Origin of the sequence: Antiquaquibacter oligotrophicus, from assembly GCF_020535405.1 — a bacterium.
Classification (GTDB): domain Bacteria; phylum Actinomycetota; class Actinomycetes; order Actinomycetales; family Microbacteriaceae; genus Rhodoglobus; species Rhodoglobus oligotrophicus.
Map to the genome: position 1 here is coordinate 1,201,580 of NZ_CP085036.1, position 14,285 is coordinate 1,215,864.

General features: G+C 67.2%; 18 protein-coding genes and 3 tRNA genes. 8 read left to right on the top strand and 13 right to left on the bottom strand.

The genetic code is table 11. The annotated features are described in order from the left end of the window. Positions 1 to 7 precede the first annotated feature (7 nt). The 9 genes from LH407_RS05965 to tilS all read right to left on the bottom strand — a co-directional run bounded on the left by LH407_RS05965 (position 8) and on the right by tilS (position 7,320). Entirely contained in the window at positions 8 to 487 is a 480-nt protein-coding gene (locus tag LH407_RS05965; protein ID WP_322132207.1) for a PH domain-containing protein, read from the bottom strand. After that, the gene (locus tag LH407_RS05970; RefSeq protein ID WP_322132206.1) at positions 484 to 966 is read right to left on the bottom strand and encodes a DUF3180 family protein; all 483 of its coding nucleotides are present in this window, start codon (positions 964 to 966) and stop codon (positions 484 to 486) included. The genes LH407_RS05965 and LH407_RS05970 overlap by 4 nt, the downstream gene beginning before the upstream one ends. Then, entirely contained in the window at positions 963 to 1,436 is a 474-nt protein-coding gene (folK, locus tag LH407_RS05975; protein WP_322132205.1) for a 2-amino-4-hydroxy-6-hydroxymethyldihydropteridine diphosphokinase, read from the bottom strand. The genes LH407_RS05970 and folK overlap by 4 nt, the downstream gene beginning before the upstream one ends. Next, the gene (folB, locus tag LH407_RS05980) at positions 1,433 to 1,831 is read right to left on the bottom strand and encodes a dihydroneopterin aldolase (RefSeq protein WP_322132204.1); all 399 of its coding nucleotides are present in this window, start codon (positions 1,829 to 1,831) and stop codon (positions 1,433 to 1,435) included. The genes folK and folB overlap by 4 nt, the downstream gene beginning before the upstream one ends. Next, complete coding sequence (gene folP, locus LH407_RS05985; protein WP_322132203.1) at positions 1,828 to 2,613, bottom strand: dihydropteroate synthase; 786 nt, start codon at positions 2,611 to 2,613, stop codon at positions 1,828 to 1,830. Before folP ends, folB begins: the two co-directional genes overlap by 4 nt. Further along, entirely contained in the window at positions 2,610 to 3,182 is a 573-nt protein-coding gene (gene folE / locus LH407_RS05990) for a GTP cyclohydrolase I FolE (protein ID WP_322132202.1), read from the bottom strand. Before folE ends, folP begins: the two co-directional genes overlap by 4 nt. A gap of 8 nt (positions 3,183 to 3,190) precedes the next feature. Beyond that, the gene (ftsH, locus tag LH407_RS05995; RefSeq protein ID WP_322132201.1) at positions 3,191 to 5,200 is read right to left on the bottom strand and encodes an ATP-dependent zinc metalloprotease FtsH; all 2,010 of its coding nucleotides are present in this window, start codon (positions 5,198 to 5,200) and stop codon (positions 3,191 to 3,193) included. 427 nt (positions 5,201 to 5,627) lie between these two features. Beyond that, positions 5,628 to 6,179 carry a hypoxanthine phosphoribosyltransferase gene (hpt, locus tag LH407_RS06000; RefSeq protein ID WP_322132200.1) on the bottom strand — a complete coding sequence of 184 codons (552 nt, stop codon included), beginning with the start codon at positions 6,177 to 6,179 and terminating at the stop codon, positions 5,628 to 5,630. Positions 6,180 to 6,210: 31 nt separating this feature from the next. Beyond that, a complete protein-coding gene (tilS, locus tag LH407_RS06005; RefSeq protein ID WP_407650642.1) occupies positions 6,211 to 7,320 on the bottom strand; it encodes a tRNA lysidine(34) synthetase TilS in 1,110 nt (369 codons plus the stop codon). A gap of 48 nt (positions 7,321 to 7,368) precedes the next feature. Between tilS and LH407_RS06010 the strand changes: the two genes are divergently transcribed. After that, a complete protein-coding gene (locus LH407_RS06010) occupies positions 7,369 to 7,851 on the top strand; it encodes an inorganic diphosphatase (protein WP_322132199.1) in 483 nt (160 codons plus the stop codon). A gap of 29 nt (positions 7,852 to 7,880) precedes the next feature. On the opposite strand, the gene LH407_RS06015 is transcribed toward LH407_RS06010, so the two are convergent. After that, entirely contained in the window at positions 7,881 to 9,098 is a 1,218-nt protein-coding gene (locus LH407_RS06015; RefSeq protein WP_322132198.1) for a C40 family peptidase, read from the bottom strand. A 139-nt stretch (positions 9,099 to 9,237) separates the two neighbouring features. Further along, complete coding sequence (locus LH407_RS06020) at positions 9,238 to 10,461, bottom strand: M23 family metallopeptidase (protein WP_322132197.1); 1,224 nt, start codon at positions 10,459 to 10,461, stop codon at positions 9,238 to 9,240. A gap of 218 nt (positions 10,462 to 10,679) precedes the next feature. On the opposite strand from LH407_RS06020, the gene LH407_RS06025 reads away from it, so the two are divergent. From LH407_RS06025 to LH407_RS06035, 3 genes are all read left to right on the top strand, one after another. Next, positions 10,680 to 10,755: transfer RNA gene (locus LH407_RS06025), tRNA-Glu, on the top strand. Between the two features lie 20 nt (positions 10,756 to 10,775). After that, positions 10,776 to 10,849 (top strand) — tRNA-Asp (locus LH407_RS06030). A 37-nt stretch (positions 10,850 to 10,886) separates the two neighbouring features. Then, positions 10,887 to 10,962: transfer RNA gene (locus LH407_RS06035), tRNA-Phe, on the top strand. A gap of 80 nt (positions 10,963 to 11,042) precedes the next feature. Here LH407_RS06035 and LH407_RS06040 read toward each other — a convergent pair. Both LH407_RS06040 and LH407_RS06045 read right to left on the bottom strand, forming a co-directional pair. After that, positions 11,043 to 11,870 (bottom strand): DUF4328 domain-containing protein, encoded by an 828-nt coding sequence (locus LH407_RS06040; RefSeq protein ID WP_322134889.1) that lies wholly within the window; start codon positions 11,868 to 11,870, stop codon positions 11,043 to 11,045. A 100-nt stretch (positions 11,871 to 11,970) separates the two neighbouring features. Then, the gene (locus LH407_RS06045) at positions 11,971 to 12,387 is read right to left on the bottom strand and encodes a MarR family winged helix-turn-helix transcriptional regulator (RefSeq protein ID WP_322134888.1); all 417 of its coding nucleotides are present in this window, start codon (positions 12,385 to 12,387) and stop codon (positions 11,971 to 11,973) included. Between the two features lie 57 nt (positions 12,388 to 12,444). On the opposite strand from LH407_RS06045, the gene LH407_RS06050 reads away from it, so the two are divergent. The 4 genes from LH407_RS06050 (at position 12,445) to LH407_RS06065 (ending at position 14,252) form a co-directional block, all read left to right on the top strand. After that, positions 12,445 to 12,816, top strand: a complete 372-nt coding sequence (locus LH407_RS06050) for a VOC family protein (protein WP_322134887.1) — start codon at positions 12,445 to 12,447, stop codon at positions 12,814 to 12,816. 73 nt (positions 12,817 to 12,889) lie between these two features. After that, complete coding sequence (locus LH407_RS06055; RefSeq protein ID WP_322134886.1) at positions 12,890 to 13,222, top strand: TraR/DksA family transcriptional regulator; 333 nt, start codon at positions 12,890 to 12,892, stop codon at positions 13,220 to 13,222. Positions 13,223 to 13,281: 59 nt separating this feature from the next. Then, positions 13,282 to 13,668: a DUF2510 domain-containing protein gene (locus LH407_RS06060; protein ID WP_322134885.1), complete on the top strand. Its 387-nt coding sequence runs from the start codon at positions 13,282 to 13,284 to the stop codon at positions 13,666 to 13,668. 107 nt (positions 13,669 to 13,775) lie between these two features. Then, on the top strand, positions 13,776 to 14,252 hold the full coding sequence (locus tag LH407_RS06065) for a nucleoside deaminase (protein WP_322134884.1): 477 nt from the start codon (positions 13,776 to 13,778) through the stop codon (positions 14,250 to 14,252). The last annotated feature ends 33 nt before the right edge of the window (positions 14,253 to 14,285 follow it).

Sequence of the window (14,285 nt, forward strand, 5' to 3'; positions counted from 1 at the left end):
GGAAGCGTCACAGTCCCGCCCGGCGGCTTTCGGCGAGCTCGACGAGGCGGTCGCGAAGCTCCTCGGCCTCCGCCTCGGGCAGACCCGGAATCGTCACGCCCGTCGCGGCGGCCGCCGTGACGAACTTGAGTTCGCTGAGGCCAACGGCACGAGCCAGCGGTCCACGATTGACGTCGACAAGCTGCATCCGGCCGTACGGCACCGAGACGAACCGCTGAAACAGGATGCCGCGGCGGAACAACAGGTCGTCGTCGCGGAGCTGGTACCCGATCGAGCGAACACGGCGCGGCGTCACCGCGAGGGTGATGAGGAACACGACCGCGAGCGCACCCGGGATGAACCACAGCCACGTGTTGCCGCTCACGGCCGGCGCGATCGACGCGCCACCCACAACGATGACGGCCATCACGAGTGTGCCGATGAGGTCGACCACGATGTACTTGGGCGAAACCCGCCGCCACTGGGTGTCGGGCAGTTCGAGCGTCACGAAAGACCTCCGGGGTTGGGGCGACCCTCGCGCGGGTCTTCGTCATCTGGCGGGATAGCGCACATGTGTTCGGCCACCAGACCACACACGAGCAGCACAACTGCACCAACAGCGGCAGCGAACGCCAGAGTGATCGAGCCTATCCCGGGCACAACGGAACGGGTGAGGAGGTAGGCGGCAATCGCGAGTCCCGCACCGCCGAGCAGTGCCCCGCTGAGGCTCGACGCCTTGGCCAGCATGACGACACGCGTCGCGTAGAAGGGGTCAACCCGGGCACCCTCGACGCGGCGCGCCACACGACGAACGGGGAGAGCCATGACGATGACGATCGCGCCGATGAGGGCGAGCGCGAAGCTCAGCGTGAGGGGCGGGATGACCACGGCGTTACCGGTGGCGACGAGGGCCGTCTCCAGGAACCACGCGAGGGTTCCGCCGAGAACGGCGAGCAAGACGAGAGTCAGGGGTTTGGTGCGGGTCACGTCGACTTCCTCAGCTCGGCAAGGAGATCGGAGACCCGACGACCGCCCAACACGGCATCCGCGTCCGCCTCCAGCCAGGGAGCGAGCACGAAGTCACGCTCCGCCGCGCGCGGATGCGGCACGGTGAGGTCATCGGTGGCCAAGGCGACCCCCTCGATGTCGACGATGTCGAGGTCGAGGGTGCGATCTCCCCAACGTTCCTCGCGCACGCGTCCGTGGTGTTGCTCGATCCCACGGAGCGCACGAAGCAGGTCGTGCGGGTCGCGCCGCGACTCCGCAACGATGACCGCGTTGAGGTAGGCGGGAGCCTCGTGGTCGATGCCGTGCGGTTTGAGCGCCGGAGTCTCGTGCAGACCGGAAACGGCGACGAGTTCGACGCCGTCGAGCTCCGCGATCTCGCGCACGGCGTCGAGGATGGTGAGCTCGCGTTCACCGAGGTTGCTTCCCAGAGCAATGACGGTGCGGGTCACGCGCGGAACCCCGCGGGGCTCGCCGGGCCCGAGCGGGCGCGCATGATCGTCACCGACACGTCATCGAACGGCACCGTGATCGGGGCGCTCGGCTTGTGCACCGTCACGTTCACGAACTGCGCGAGCTCATAGGAGAGGGCGACCTGCGCAACACGCTCGGCGACGGTCTCGATGAGGTCGACCGGGTCCGTCTCCACCGCGGCGACAATACGCTCGGCGAGTTCGCCGTAGTGGATGGTGCGATCGAGATCATCAGAGGCCGCGGCATCCGTGAGCTGAAGGTGCACGGTCACGTCGATGACAAAAACCTGACCGGTACGGCGCTCCTGCTCGTACACACCGTGGAAGGCGTTGGCCCGCAGGCCGGTCAGAGTGATCTGGTCCAGGGGATTCATGGGGCGTGTCCGTTCTTCCAGGCCGACTCGACCCCGAGGGCGAGCCGAGTCGATTCGACGTCGTGCACTCGAACACCCCAAGCACCAGCGCGAGCGGCGAGCGCGCTGATGACCGCGGTTGCCGCATCCCGCTGCTCCGGGCGCTCGCCCCAGGGGGCGAGGAACCGCTTGCGCGACGCACCCACGAGGATCGGATGCCCGAGGGTCGCGAGCTCATCGAGCCGCGACAGCAGCTGCCAGTTGTGGTCGGCCGTCTTCGCGAAGCCGAGACCCGGGTCGAGGATGACGCGTGCCGGGTCGATACCGTAGACCGCCATCTCGGCGAGGCGATAGCGCAGCTCGTTGCGCACGTCGGTGACGACGTCGTCGTAGCGAGGCTCGGCATCCGTCTCACCGCGCGAATGGGACGCAATGTATGGGATGCCCGTCTCGGCGATCACCCGCAGCATGTCCGGGTCGGCGAGGCCCCCCGTCACATCGTTGATGATGGATGCCCCAGCCTTCGCCGCGGCACGCGCCGTGCTCGCGTTCATCGTGTCGACGCTCACCTCCACCCGCGCGGCAACAAGCCCGCGCACCACGGGGATCACACGATCCTGCTCCTCCTCGGGGCTCACGCGTGCAGCACCCGGGCGGGTCGACTCACCGCCGACATCCACGAGATCGGCACCGGCGTCCCGCAGACGGATGCCCTCCGCCACAGCCTCGCGCGCCGAATCGAACCGACCACCATCGCTGAACGAGTCCGGTGTCACGTTGAGGATCGCCACGATGTGCGTCATGCGCCACCACCTAGGAGAGTCATGACCTCGGCGCGGCGCGCCGGGTCGGCGAGCACACCACGGGAGGCGACCGTGACCGTTGAGGAACCCGACTGGCGCGGCCCGCGCGTCGTCACGCACGCGTGCGTGGCGTCGAGCACCACAAGCACACCCTCCGCTCCGAGACCATCGGCGAGGGCATCCGCGATCTGCTCGCCCACCCTCTCCTGAACCTGAGGGCGCGAGGCCACGGTCTCCACGACACGGGCAATCGACCCGAGTCCCACGACGCGATCGGCCGGCACATACGCGACATGGGCAACACCCACAAACGGGAGCAGGTGGTGTTCGCACACCGAGCGGAACGCCACATCCCGCAGCAACACGAGTTCGCCGCGTTCGTCGGCAGCGAGATCCATGTCGGATGCGAGCAGAGCTGCCGCGTCCACACCGACGCCGGAGAAGAACTCCGCATACGCCTCGGCAACACGACGCGGAGTCTGCTCGAGACCCGGGCGCGTGGCATCCTCACCGATCGCCTGCAGGAGTTCGGCTACGGCAGCCTCGATTCGTTCGGAGTCGACGGCCATCAGCGCGATCAGGCCGTGGCGATGCCGGGCGACTTACGGGGACTCGGAGCGCGCTTGGGCTTCTCCTCCGGGTAATCCGACTCGACGCCACCCTCCGAAAGACTGCCATCAACCGGGAGCTTCGACGGGATCGCGACCGGGGGCCGGTCCGACAGCGGTCGAGTCTCGCTCGAGAGCCACGTCGGGCGCTCCGGAAGCTTCTCCACGTCGGCGAAAATGGCCGCCAGCTGCTCGTGGTCGAGAGTCTCCTTCTCGAGAAGCTCCGTCGCAAGACGGTCCAGGATGTCGCGGTTGGTGTTGAGCACCTGCCACGCCTCGTCGTGAGCCTTCTCGATGAGAGCGCGCACCTCCTCGTCGATCGCCTCCGCGATCTGATCCGAGTAGTCGCGCTGGTGACCCATATCGCGGCCGAGGAACGGCTCACCCGACGCCTGCCCGAGCTTCACCGAACCAACACGAGTGCTCATGCCGTACTCGGTGACCATGCGCCTCGCGATCGCCGTCGCCTTCTCGATGTCGTTGGATGCACCGGTCGTCGGGTCGTGGAACACGATCTCCTCCGCAACACGGCCGCCCATCGCGTACGTGAGCTGGTCGAGAAGCTCGTTGCGAGTGACCGAGTACTTGTCCTCCAGCGGCAGCACCATCGTGTACCCGAGGGCGCGACCGCGCGGCAGGATCGTCACCTTCGTGACCGGATCCGTGTTGCGCATGGATGCCGCGGCCAGAGCGTGACCACCCTCGTGGTACGCCGTGATGAGCTTCTCCTTGTCGTTCATCAGACGAGTGCGGCGCTGGGGGCCAGCCATCACACGGTCGATGGCCTCATCCAGGGCGCGGTTGTCGATGAGCTGCGCGTTGCTTCGCGCCGTCAGGAGAGCGGCCTCGTTGAGCACGTTCGCAAGATCGGCACCCGTGAAACCGGGGGTCTTGCGCGCCACAACCTCGAGGTTCACACCCTCGGCCATGGGCTTGCCCTTCGAGTGCACCTCCAGAATCTGCTTGCGGCCCTGCAGGTCGGGTGCGTCCACCCCGATCTGGCGGTCGAAACGGCCCGGGCGCAGCAGTGCCGGGTCAAGAACATCCGGACGGTTCGTCGCCGCAATCAGGATGACGTTCGTCTTCACGTCGAAGCCGTCCATCTCCACGAGCAGCTGGTTGAGCGTCTGCTCACGCTCATCATTACCGCCGCCGATACCCGTTCCGCGGTGACGGCCAACGGCGTCGATCTCGTCGATGAAGATGATCGCCGGCGAATTCTGCTTCGCCTGCTCGAATAGATCGCGCACGCGGCTGGCACCGACACCCACAAACATCTCCACGAAGTCGGAACCCGAAATCGTGTAGAACGGCACGCCAGCCTCGCCAGCTGTCGCGCGGGCGAGAAGCGTTTTACCGGTACCGGGAGGGCCGTACAACAGCACACCCTTCGGGATGCGAGCGCCCACAGCGAGGAACTTCGCCGGGTCCTTCAAGAAGTCCTTGATCTCCTCCAGCTCCTCGATCGCCTCATCGGAGCCAGCCACATCGGCGAACGTGATCTTCGGGGCCTCCTTGCCCACGAGCTTCGCCTTCGACTTGCCGAACTGCATCACCCGGCCGCCGCCACCCTGCATACGAGTGAGGAGGAAGTAGAAGATCACACCGATGATGAGGAACGGCAGAAGGATGCCGAGAAGGCTCATGAAAAAGTTGGTCTGAGGCACCTCGTCGTCGAACGTGTCCAGGTTGGCGGCATTCACCGCCTCGATGACCTCGGTACCGCGCGGGGCGACATAGTAGAACTGCACCTTCGTGCCGTTGTCACCGTCCGCCTTCGACAGCTCCAGGTCGACCCGCTGCTCACCGTCGACGATCTTCGCCGACTCCACAGTGTTGCCCTCGAGAAGCTCGAGACCCTCCTGCGTGGTGATCTCGCGGAAACCGCTCGCCGTGAGGAGCGTCGAACCGATCCAGACGACGGCGATGGCGAGCACGATGTAGATGATCGGCCCGCGGAAAATGCGCTTGAAATCCATGTCACTCCGCCCTGCGAGGCGCGGCACCTTCCTGAGTAAGAGATGGTGACGTAAGGCTACCGGGCGAGTACTGTGCACGGACTGCACGTTCGCTGTAGGAGTATCTCGGCTGCGTCTCGTGTCTCGGGGGGTCGCCGCGGGGCCGCATTCCCTGGTGGTTGAGTAGCCGCGGCGCAGCCCGGCGTCATCGAAACCACCCGACGAAGTAACGCGGGGCTCGGTTTCGAGACGCCGCCTCCGGCGGCTCCTCAACCAGCGGGGTGGACGCCGCCCCGGCGGCTCCTCAACCAGCGAAGTGGACGCCGGGGGAGGCGCTGGCCGAGCCGCCGGTAGCGGAGGGACGGGCCTGCGTTCGCAGGTCTCCGGTGTGGTGGGCGTCTACGGGCAGAGACCTGCGAACGCAGGCCCGGGCCGGAGCGGACGCGCGTTACTCGTAGACGTGGGGGGCCAGCACCGCCACGCCGCGGAGGTTGCGGTAGCGCTCCGCGTAGTCGAGCCCGTAGCCGACAACAAACTTGTTGGGGATGTCGAAACCGAGGTACTTCACCTCAACATCCACTTTCACCGCCTCCGGCTTGCGCAGCAGTGCGCAAATGTCCACGGAGGCCGCCCCCCGGCTCGCGAGGTTGCCGCGCAGCCACGACAGGGTGAGCCCGGAGTCGATGATGTCCTCCACGATGAGCACCCGGCGCCCCGTCAGGTCGGAGTCGAGGTCTTTGAGGATGCGCACCACACCGCTCGACTGGGTGCCGGTGCCGTACGAGGAGACGGCCATCCAGTCCATCTCGATGTCCACCTTGAGCGCGCGAGCGAGGTCGGCCATGACCATGACGGCCCCGCGAAGTACACCGACGAGGAGGATGCGTTCCCCCGCGTAGTCGCGTTCGATTTCTCGTGCGAGCTCGTCGATTTTGTCGTGAATCTGCTCCTGCGTGAGGAGGATCTCGTTGAGGTCACCCTCGACGTCGGAGAATTCCATCGGCGTTCCTTAGCTCGTTCGGCTCGCTCGTTCAGCGTGCACTGAAGTGCAGGTATCCGGCCCGCCGCTCCACCCTAACCCCGGGCAGGTCGACGCCGGCCTGGCCGTGCCAGTCGGTGATGAGGCGCGCCACCTCGAGGGTCTGGGCGCGACTAAGCGACACATGGAATTCGCTTGCCACGGCCAGACGGATGAGCCTCTGCCGCAGCGCGGGCGGGTTCGCCTCGAGGGCTTTCACGGGCAGCGCGATACCCGCCTCGGAGTGTTCTGCAAGGTCTTCGGCGATCTCTTCAGCGAAATGGTCGAGGGCGTCGGAGTCTTCGCGCAGCTGGTCGGCACTGCGGGCGAGCGCTTCAGCGATGCCCGGGCCGAGCTCCTGCTCGAGCACGGGAAGCACCGTCTTCCGCACGCGGACCCTCGTGTACGCGGGGTCGTCGTTGTGGGGGTCGTGCCAGGGCGCGAACCCGGCATCCGAGCACGCTTGCACCGTGGTGGAGCGACGGATGCCCAGCAGCGGGCGACGGTACAGCCCTGCCACAGCATCCATCCCACGGAGGCTCCCCGCGCCGCTCCCCCGCGCAAGCCCGAGGAGCACGGTCTCGGCCTGATCGTCGAGGGTGTGCCCGAGGAGTACGGCGGCCGCGCCGGTGTCGCGCGCGGCCTGCTCCAGTGCGGTGTACCGCGCCGTGCGGGCTGCGGCCTCCGGGCCGCCCTCGGTACCGACCTCGACGGCGAGCACCACAACGGGGTCGAGTCCGAGGTCTCGGGCGGCGCGGGATGCTTCGGCCGCGGCATCCGCCGACCCGGCTTGCACCCCGTGGTCGACGATCACGGCGCCCGCGCTCAGCCCCGCTCGCGGCGCCTCGAAGGCGGTGGCCGCGGCGAGCGCGAGGGAGTCGGGACCACCGGAGAGGGCGACGAGCACGAGTGGAGCGCCCCCACCTCCAGCCCTCATCCCAAATACAGGAGCCTTGGCATCCGTCACCCGACCTGTCGCGGAAGCCTCCCCGTGTTTCGACGCATCTCCTGCATTTGGCATCGAGACGGGAAGCTGTCGAGGGGCGGCAAGGGGCTGGAGGGCGGCGCGCACCGCTCGCCGCACATCGGCGATCGCGGGCGTGAGACGGGGGCGGTCGGGCATCAGCTAACGTTATTGCAGCATTCCGACCCTGACCCAAGGAGTTGTCTCATGGCCGCGTACGACGTCATCGTGGAAATCCCGAAGGGGAGCCGCAACAAGTACGAGGTCGACCACGAGACCGGTCGCGTCTTCCTCGACCGTTACCTCTTCACCCCGATGGCCTACCCCACCGACTACGGCTTCTTCGAGAACACCCTCGGCCTCGACGGTGACCCGGTGGATGCCCTCATCCTGCTCGACGAGGCGACCTTCCCCGGTGTCGGCATCTCCGTGCGCCCCGTGGCCGTTTTCAACATGACGGATGACGGCGGCAGCGACGCCAAGGTGATCTGCGTGCAGGCGAAGGACCCGCGGTGGAGCCACATCCAGGACCTCGACGACATCCCCGAGTTCACGAAGAAGGAGATCGAGCACTTCTTCACCCACTACAAGGACCTGGAGCCCGGTAAGTGGGTCAAGGTCGAGGGCTGGCAGGGTGCAGCCGAAGCCGAAGCTGTCGTGCAGGCGGGCGTCGCGGCATACAAGGGCTGACCTCAGGCTCTCCCCTGACGTGGCGGGCGCTATCCCGTCGGACGACCCGCGTAGGGCAAGGCGTCGTAGTACCGCACACCGGTAACACGCACGGGCACACCCTCGCGCGGCGCTTCGACCATCATGCCGCCACCCACGTACATGGCCACGTGGTAGAAACTGCCGGCGTAGCCACCGTCGGCGTAGTAGATGAGGTCACCCGGCTGCATCTGGCCGATCGGAACGAGTCGTCCGGCGTTGGCCATCGTGTAGTACTGGCTCGACACCAGGTGGGCGCCGATGTAGACACCGACGGATGCGTAGGCAGCCTTCGTGAGGCCCGAGCAGTCCCACCCGTACGGGCCGGAACCACCGAAGACATACGGCTTGCCAATCTGCGCATACGCGAAGGCGATAGCACCTGCGGCGGCCGACGTGTTCGGCGGCGCGGGGTTCGGGTTCGGTGCCGGGGTGGACGGGTTCGACGGGCCTGCCGGTGACGTCGGAGGCGCGGGCGGCGGTGTCGCCTGCTGCAGGCCCTCCAGGTAGCGGGACTCGACGTCGGCCGTTGTGCCCTTGAGGGAGGCCAACTGCTCGTAGAGCTGGTCGGATGCAGCCTGCTGTTCGGCGAGGCGGGCATCCATCGCGGCGGACGCTGCCTGCGCCTCGGTGAGGGCGGTCTCCGCTGCGGTCGAGAGCTTGGCGCGTTCGGCCTCGGCAACCTCGGCCTGCGCGGTCATGGACTCGGCACGGTTGCGGTCGACGCTCGCCTGCTCGTAGATTTCGGCCGCGCGCTCGGCGACCTTGCTGGCTGTGCCGAGTGTGCCGAGGAGGTCCTCGGCGTCGGGGGCCATGACGAGCGCCATGTTCAGGTCGCCACCGCCGGTGCGAGCCAGCTGCGCGATGAGCTGGCCGGCGCGCTGGTTGGAGACGCGGGCGCGTTCTGCGGCTTCGCTAGCCGCCGTCTTGAGGCGGTCGGCGCGGGCGGCCGCGCTGTCGAGCGCTGCACGAGCGGCGTTGTATTCCTCTGCACGCTTCTGAGCGGTGCGACCGAGGGCCGCAGAGTCAGCCTCGAGCTGTTCGAGAAGTTTCTCGATCTCGGCGATCTTCTGCTGCGTTGCCTGCTCGTTGCCGCGGGCGGCCTCAACCTCTTCCCACGTTGGAAAGTCATCCGCGACCGCGGGGCCCGCGATGCCCAGGGTCACCAGGAGGGTGGCCGCGAGCGCAGCCGAAAGCCCCGTGATGTACCGTGTGCGCGCCTTGCCCATGTGCTCCCCCGAGTCACGTTGTTAACATTGACAACAGAGGCAACAGTAGCAACACGCGGGAGAAATGCCCAGCGTGAAAGATTCGAGGCGCTAAGGAGCACCGGATGCTCGTGCATCCGGTCAGATCGAGGGGCGGCTACTAGCCGAGGTTGATGCCCTGTGCCGCGAAGAACGGCACAGAGTCGACGGCCACACCGTTGATGCGGGTCTCGAGGTGCAGGTGGCAGCCGGTCGACGTTCCCGTCGTACCGACGCTCGCGATCTGCGTGCCCACGTCGACGGGCTGGCCGAGGCCCACGATGATTCCGCCGTCGACGATGTGCGCGTACGCGGTCTGCACGCCGCCACCGTGGTCGATGAGCACGAAGTTGCCGTAGCCGCCGTTCCAGCCGGCATACGCGATCACACCACCGTGGGCGGCGAAGATCGGTTGGCCGCAGCCTGCGCCGAGGTCGGTTCCCTGGTGGAAGCTCGACGCGCCACTCGTCGGCGGGATGCGGTAACCGAAGCTGGAGGTGATGTTGCCGTTGACCGGCTTCGCCCACCCGCTCAGGCTGATCTCGCCGGCACCCAGGCTCGCGCCAGCCTTGAGGCGCTCCTCGACGCCTGCGAGGTAGTCGGCCTCAGTCGCGGCGCGGCGCTCCTTGAGCACGGTCAACTGCTGCTGAAGCCGCGCCTGGTTCTCCTGCTGCTCGGTGAGCGCGGTCGCCGCCTTCTCGGCAGCCGTCTTCGCCTCGGCGAACGCCTTCTCCGCGGCGATCTTGAGCACCTCGAGCTCGTCGCGCGCAATCTCCGCCTGGTCGCTGAGCGCCTGCGCGGTGTTGCGGTCCTGCACGGCGCGGGCGTAGATCGCGTTGGCCTGCTCGGCGATCTTGCTCGACATTCCGAGACCGTAGAGGAGGGCATCCGGGTCGCCCGAGCCCGTCAGGAGCGTTGTCGTGACGTCGCCGCCACCAGCGCGCACGAGCTGAGCGGCCATCTGACCCGCGCGCTGCTCGGACTGGACGGCGGAAGCATCCGCGGCATCCGCCTGCTCCTGCAGGTTCGCCGCGCGCGTCGCTGCCGCCTGAAACTTGGTGTCGGCCTTGCCCCACGCCTCACCCTTGACCTGGGCATCCTGCTGGCTGCGCTGAACATCCGCCTGCAGCTGCGAGAGCAGGGCCTCGATGGCAGAAACCTGCTGCTGGGTTGCGGCCTCATCACTGCGGACCTTGGCAACGTCATCCCATGTCGGGTAGTCCTTCGCCCACGCGGGCTGGATCGCACCGGCGATGGTGCCTACGATGAGGGTTGCGAGAACAGCCGCCATGGCGATGATGCGACGGATGCGCCGCTCCCTCTGAATCGCGTGCGTGCTGCTCATTGCTCCCCATCACCTGTCGCGCCAGCCACACTGCCAACACGAGTAACTCCGTCAACAGTAACTGTTCGGTAACGGCGTTTCCTGCATGCGGGCAGAGAACGCCGCTTCGAAACTAACCCGGGAACGCGGCCACCGCCGGGACATCCGTGCGCGGTTTGGCATTTGCGGGGGCTGCCCGTATGCTTGTCCCTCGGTAGCTAAGAGGTTCTGAACTTCGCGGCCCCATCGTTTAGTGGCCTAGGACGCCGCCCTTTCACGGCGGTAGCACGGGTTCGAATCCCGTTGGGGTCACCAAACACAGAAACAAATAGCTAGGCCCTGTAGCGCAGTTGGTTAGCGCGCCGCCCTGTCACGGCGGAGGTCGCCGGTTCAAGTCCGGTCAGGGTCGCAAGGTACGGCTTCTCTCGCCAGTTGCCGTTCCCCACGGCTCTGTAGCTCAGTTGGTAGAGCGCACGACTGAAAATCGTGAGGTCACGGGATCGACGCCCGTCGGAGCCACCATCACTTCTACTTCTCCGCGAGTGTTGCCAAATGGCTGCTATTTGCACGCTCAGAGCAGCCATTTGGCAACACTCGGCGAACTACGCCTCGCTGGGTGTGGATTCGGTGGGGCGCTCGGGTGTCGCGGTCTCGGGCGACTGCTGCGGCAACGCCGCGCGCTCTTCCAGACCGCGCGTGATGCCGCGAACGATCAGCCACGCGAATGGCACGGCGGCGAGGGACAGCAGCTCGCCCACGATGCTCGCCGCCATCGCCGAGCGGTATTGCTCGGGGTCATCGGCCGCCAAGTAGATGCGGGCCGAGATCTGGATGACCGCGTTGCTCGCAAGCCACAGCAGCCACCAGAGGATCAGCCATGAGGGCCGAGCGCGCCCGATCGCCTTCCAGAGGTCGGAGATGTTCTGGTACGGAAACCACCAGGCGACCACGGGGATGAACCACGATCCCGCGTGCCACGCGGGCGAGCGGCGAGTGAGCCCCGCCACCTGTCGTGCCGCCTTGTGCTGCCAGATGACCCAGAGGATTCCCGTGGCAATAAGCGAGGCCGACGACAAGAGGGTCACAACCGGGCTGATGCTGCCGTAGACGTTGAGCAGGTCGACCGATGACATGTCGCCGTCGAGAACGTTGGTTACCGCAGTGAATCCCAACACCTCGATTCCGATGATCACGGCGGCGAGCGCTCCACAGGCGATGAGGAGGGCCTGCGTGACCGCGGCGAGCTTGGGGATGGCGCCGTCGAACGCGGGCCGCGGAGCAGACGTCTGAGTCGTTGCGCCGGGTTGCGTCCACTGCGATCCGTCCCACCACCACGACCCCTGCGAGCCATCGGGTGCGGGGTACCAGCCTGCGGGCGGCAGAGTCGAGTTGTCGGTCATGGCGTCTCCACAGGCAGTCTCGTCGGGCATCGCGGCAGGAAACTACCGCGGGGTCGAGTGCCACCCTAGACCGAGGCGCAGCGATTCCGAGGAGTTGTCACTCGCGCGTCGGGTTGGGTGCCTGCCTGCGTCAGCCGAGTGAGCGGATGCACGCACCCAGGGCACGCTCAAGGGCTGCCGTCTCGGCGGGGGTGAGGTCGCCGAGCATCCGCTCCTGTACAGCGTCGACGAGCACCTGCGCCGAGTCCAGGGCGCTGCCACCCGCAGCGGTCAGGACGGCCGGTAGGGCCCGACCGGTCTCGGCCTGGGCGGGCCTGTCGACGAGTCCGCGATCGATGAGTTGCTGGAGCAGGGCGTTCATGGACTGGCGAGTGACGAAGGTGGCGCGTGCGAGGGCTGCCGCAGAGATGCCGGGCTCGCGGCGGAGGCTGTGCAGGCAGGAGTACTGAGAGACGGTGAGGCCGAGGGGCGCGAGCGCCTCCTCCATGCGGGCGTGAAGGAGGGCCTGCGCTTGCTTCAGTGCGTAACCGACCTGCGTGTTGACCATGTCAGTATCCTGACATATGGTGACTATGTAAGGAAACTGACATAAAGGAGACACACCATGGCCGTTACCGGTCCCGACTTCATCGCCCTTCAGGTACGCGACCTCGATCAGGCCGCGACCTTCTACGAGGACGTTGTCGGCCTCACCCGCGCCCCCTTCTCACCCCCACACGCGGTCGTCTTCGACACCCAGCCGACCTTCGCTGTCCGCGAGCCTGCGCCCGGTGTTGATCTGGATGCCGGTCCCGCGGGTCTCGGCGTGGCCCTCTGGCTCCACGATCCCGATGCGACGGCGCTCCACGCGACCGTCGCTGCCGCGGGGGCCGTCATCGTGCAGGAGCCGTTCGACGGCCCATTCGGCACGACCTTCGTGTTCCAGGACCCCGACGGGTACTTGGTCACCGTCCACGATCGCGCCACCCGAGGCTGAGGCCCGCCGAACGTTCCGAAAGTCCCGTTACGGGACTTTCGAACACTCAGTGGACGCACTTAGGGTGGCGCGCATGGATGCTGAGGCGCTGCTACTCGCACGGCGAGACGAGCTGCTGCGCGCCATCGGGGTGTCCGGCGACGAGCTTGCGGGCATCCGCGTCGCACGCTCCGATGGAACCGCGGACGACGAGCACGACCCGGAGGGCTCGACCCTGTCATCCGACTGGTCCCGCATCACGAGCCTCCACTCGACCGCACTCGCCGGCCTCGACGAGGTTGACCGCGCCCTCGAGCGCCTCCGCGACGGAACATACGGCGTGTGCGTCTCGTGCGGCGCGCGCATCCCGGACGCCCGCCTCGAGGTGCGCCCCTGGGCGGACCGCTGCGTCGCCTGCGCGGTCTGAGCGCCCGCTAGGATGCGGAGCGCGATTCAGTTATTCGCGCACGAGCGAGAGGAAATCCGATGGCAAAGGTGCCCGAGGGTTGGTACGACGACGGGTCCGGCAAGCAGCGCTGGTGGGACGGACAGAACTGGACCGATCGCTGGCAGGATCCCGCGCCCGTAACCAGTCCGAGCACGTTCGTCGAGCACGTCAAGGCTGAAGCCGCAGCGGGCAGCCACCCGAGGCCAGCGCCCAACGGGATGAGCTACGTGGTTCTGCAGGTCATCCTGAAGGAGAAGCTGTGGGGCACCGGATCCGGCAATCTCACAGAGCTCGAGAGAGCGATCAACGGCCAGGCCGCGCTCGGGTACAGGTTGCACACCATCACAACGGCGTCCTCGGGCAGCAAGGGACTGGGCGGCGGCGACCGCATCCAGGCGACGCTCGTCTTCGAGAAGCTCGTCTGACTTCGTCGAGCGTTGCCAAATGGCTGCTGTCGCGCCGCTCAGAGCAGCCATTTGGCAACACTCGGCGCGGTGGGATTGAGGGGCGGCGCGTGCGGCACACTAGGGCCATGAGCGTGAGCACCCAAGACGAGGCGCACCTGCGCGACGCGATCGCGGAAGCGCAGGAGGCGCGGGATGCCGGCAACCATCCGTTCGGTGCTGTGCTGGTGACGCGTGCCGGTCGTGTGATCCGTGCAGGCAACACGGTGGTGACGGACCGCGACCCCACCGGTCACGCGGAGACCAACCTCGTGCGGCTCGCCGCGCGCGAACTCGAGCGCGAGGAGCTCCGGCACAGCACGTTGTACACGAGCACGGAGCCGTGTGCGATGTGTGCCGGCGCCATCTACTGGGCCGGCATCGGGCGTGTGGTGTTTGCGTTGTCCGAGCAGGGGCTCATCGAGATCGTGTCCGCCGTGAGCGACGAGCCGGTGCTCGACGTGCCGAGCCGCGAGGTGTTCGCCCGCGGGGGTGACACCGTGGCGGTTGCAGGTCCGGCGCTGGAGGCGGAGGCATCCGCGGTGCACGCGGGCTTCTGGGGCTAGCTTCCGCCGAACGTGCCGCGGGTGCGAGTCACA

Excerpts from the sequence above, each read along its gene's own strand:
- folE (WP_322132202.1), bottom strand. The coding sequence starts at position 3,182 with ATGGCCGTCGACTCCGAACGAATCGAGGCTGCCGTAGCCGAACTCCTG.
- LH407_RS06065 (WP_322134884.1), top strand. The coding sequence starts at position 13,776 with ATGAGCGTGAGCACCCAAGACGAGGCGCACCTGCGCGACGCGATCGCG.
- tilS (WP_407650642.1), bottom strand. The coding sequence starts at position 7,320 with ATGCCCGACCGCCCCCGTCTCACGCCCGCGATCGCCGATGTGCGGCGA.
- LH407_RS06010 (WP_322132199.1), top strand. The coding sequence starts at position 7,369 with ATGGCCGCGTACGACGTCATCGTGGAAATCCCGAAGGGGAGCCGCAAC.
- folB (WP_322132204.1), bottom strand. The coding sequence starts at position 1,831 with ATGAATCCCCTGGACCAGATCACTCTGACCGGCCTGCGGGCCAACGCC.
- LH407_RS06050 (WP_322134887.1), top strand. The coding sequence starts at position 12,445 with ATGGCCGTTACCGGTCCCGACTTCATCGCCCTTCAGGTACGCGACCTC.
- ftsH (WP_322132201.1), bottom strand. The coding sequence starts at position 5,200 with ATGGATTTCAAGCGCATTTTCCGCGGGCCGATCATCTACATCGTGCTC.
- hpt (WP_322132200.1), bottom strand. The coding sequence starts at position 6,179 with ATGGAATTCTCCGACGTCGAGGGTGACCTCAACGAGATCCTCCTCACG.
- folP (WP_322132203.1), bottom strand. The coding sequence starts at position 2,613 with ATGACGCACATCGTGGCGATCCTCAACGTGACACCGGACTCGTTCAGC.
- LH407_RS06040 (WP_322134889.1), bottom strand. The coding sequence starts at position 11,870 with ATGCCCGACGAGACTGCCTGTGGAGACGCCATGACCGACAACTCGACT.
- LH407_RS06020 (WP_322132197.1), bottom strand. The coding sequence starts at position 10,461 with ATGAGCAGCACGCACGCGATTCAGAGGGAGCGGCGCATCCGTCGCATC.
- LH407_RS06045 (WP_322134888.1), bottom strand. The coding sequence starts at position 12,387 with ATGGTCAACACGCAGGTCGGTTACGCACTGAAGCAAGCGCAGGCCCTC.
- LH407_RS06015 (WP_322132198.1), bottom strand. The coding sequence starts at position 9,098 with ATGGGCAAGGCGCGCACACGGTACATCACGGGGCTTTCGGCTGCGCTC.
- LH407_RS06055 (WP_322134886.1), top strand. The coding sequence starts at position 12,890 with ATGGATGCTGAGGCGCTGCTACTCGCACGGCGAGACGAGCTGCTGCGC.
- LH407_RS06060 (WP_322134885.1), top strand. The coding sequence starts at position 13,282 with ATGGCAAAGGTGCCCGAGGGTTGGTACGACGACGGGTCCGGCAAGCAG.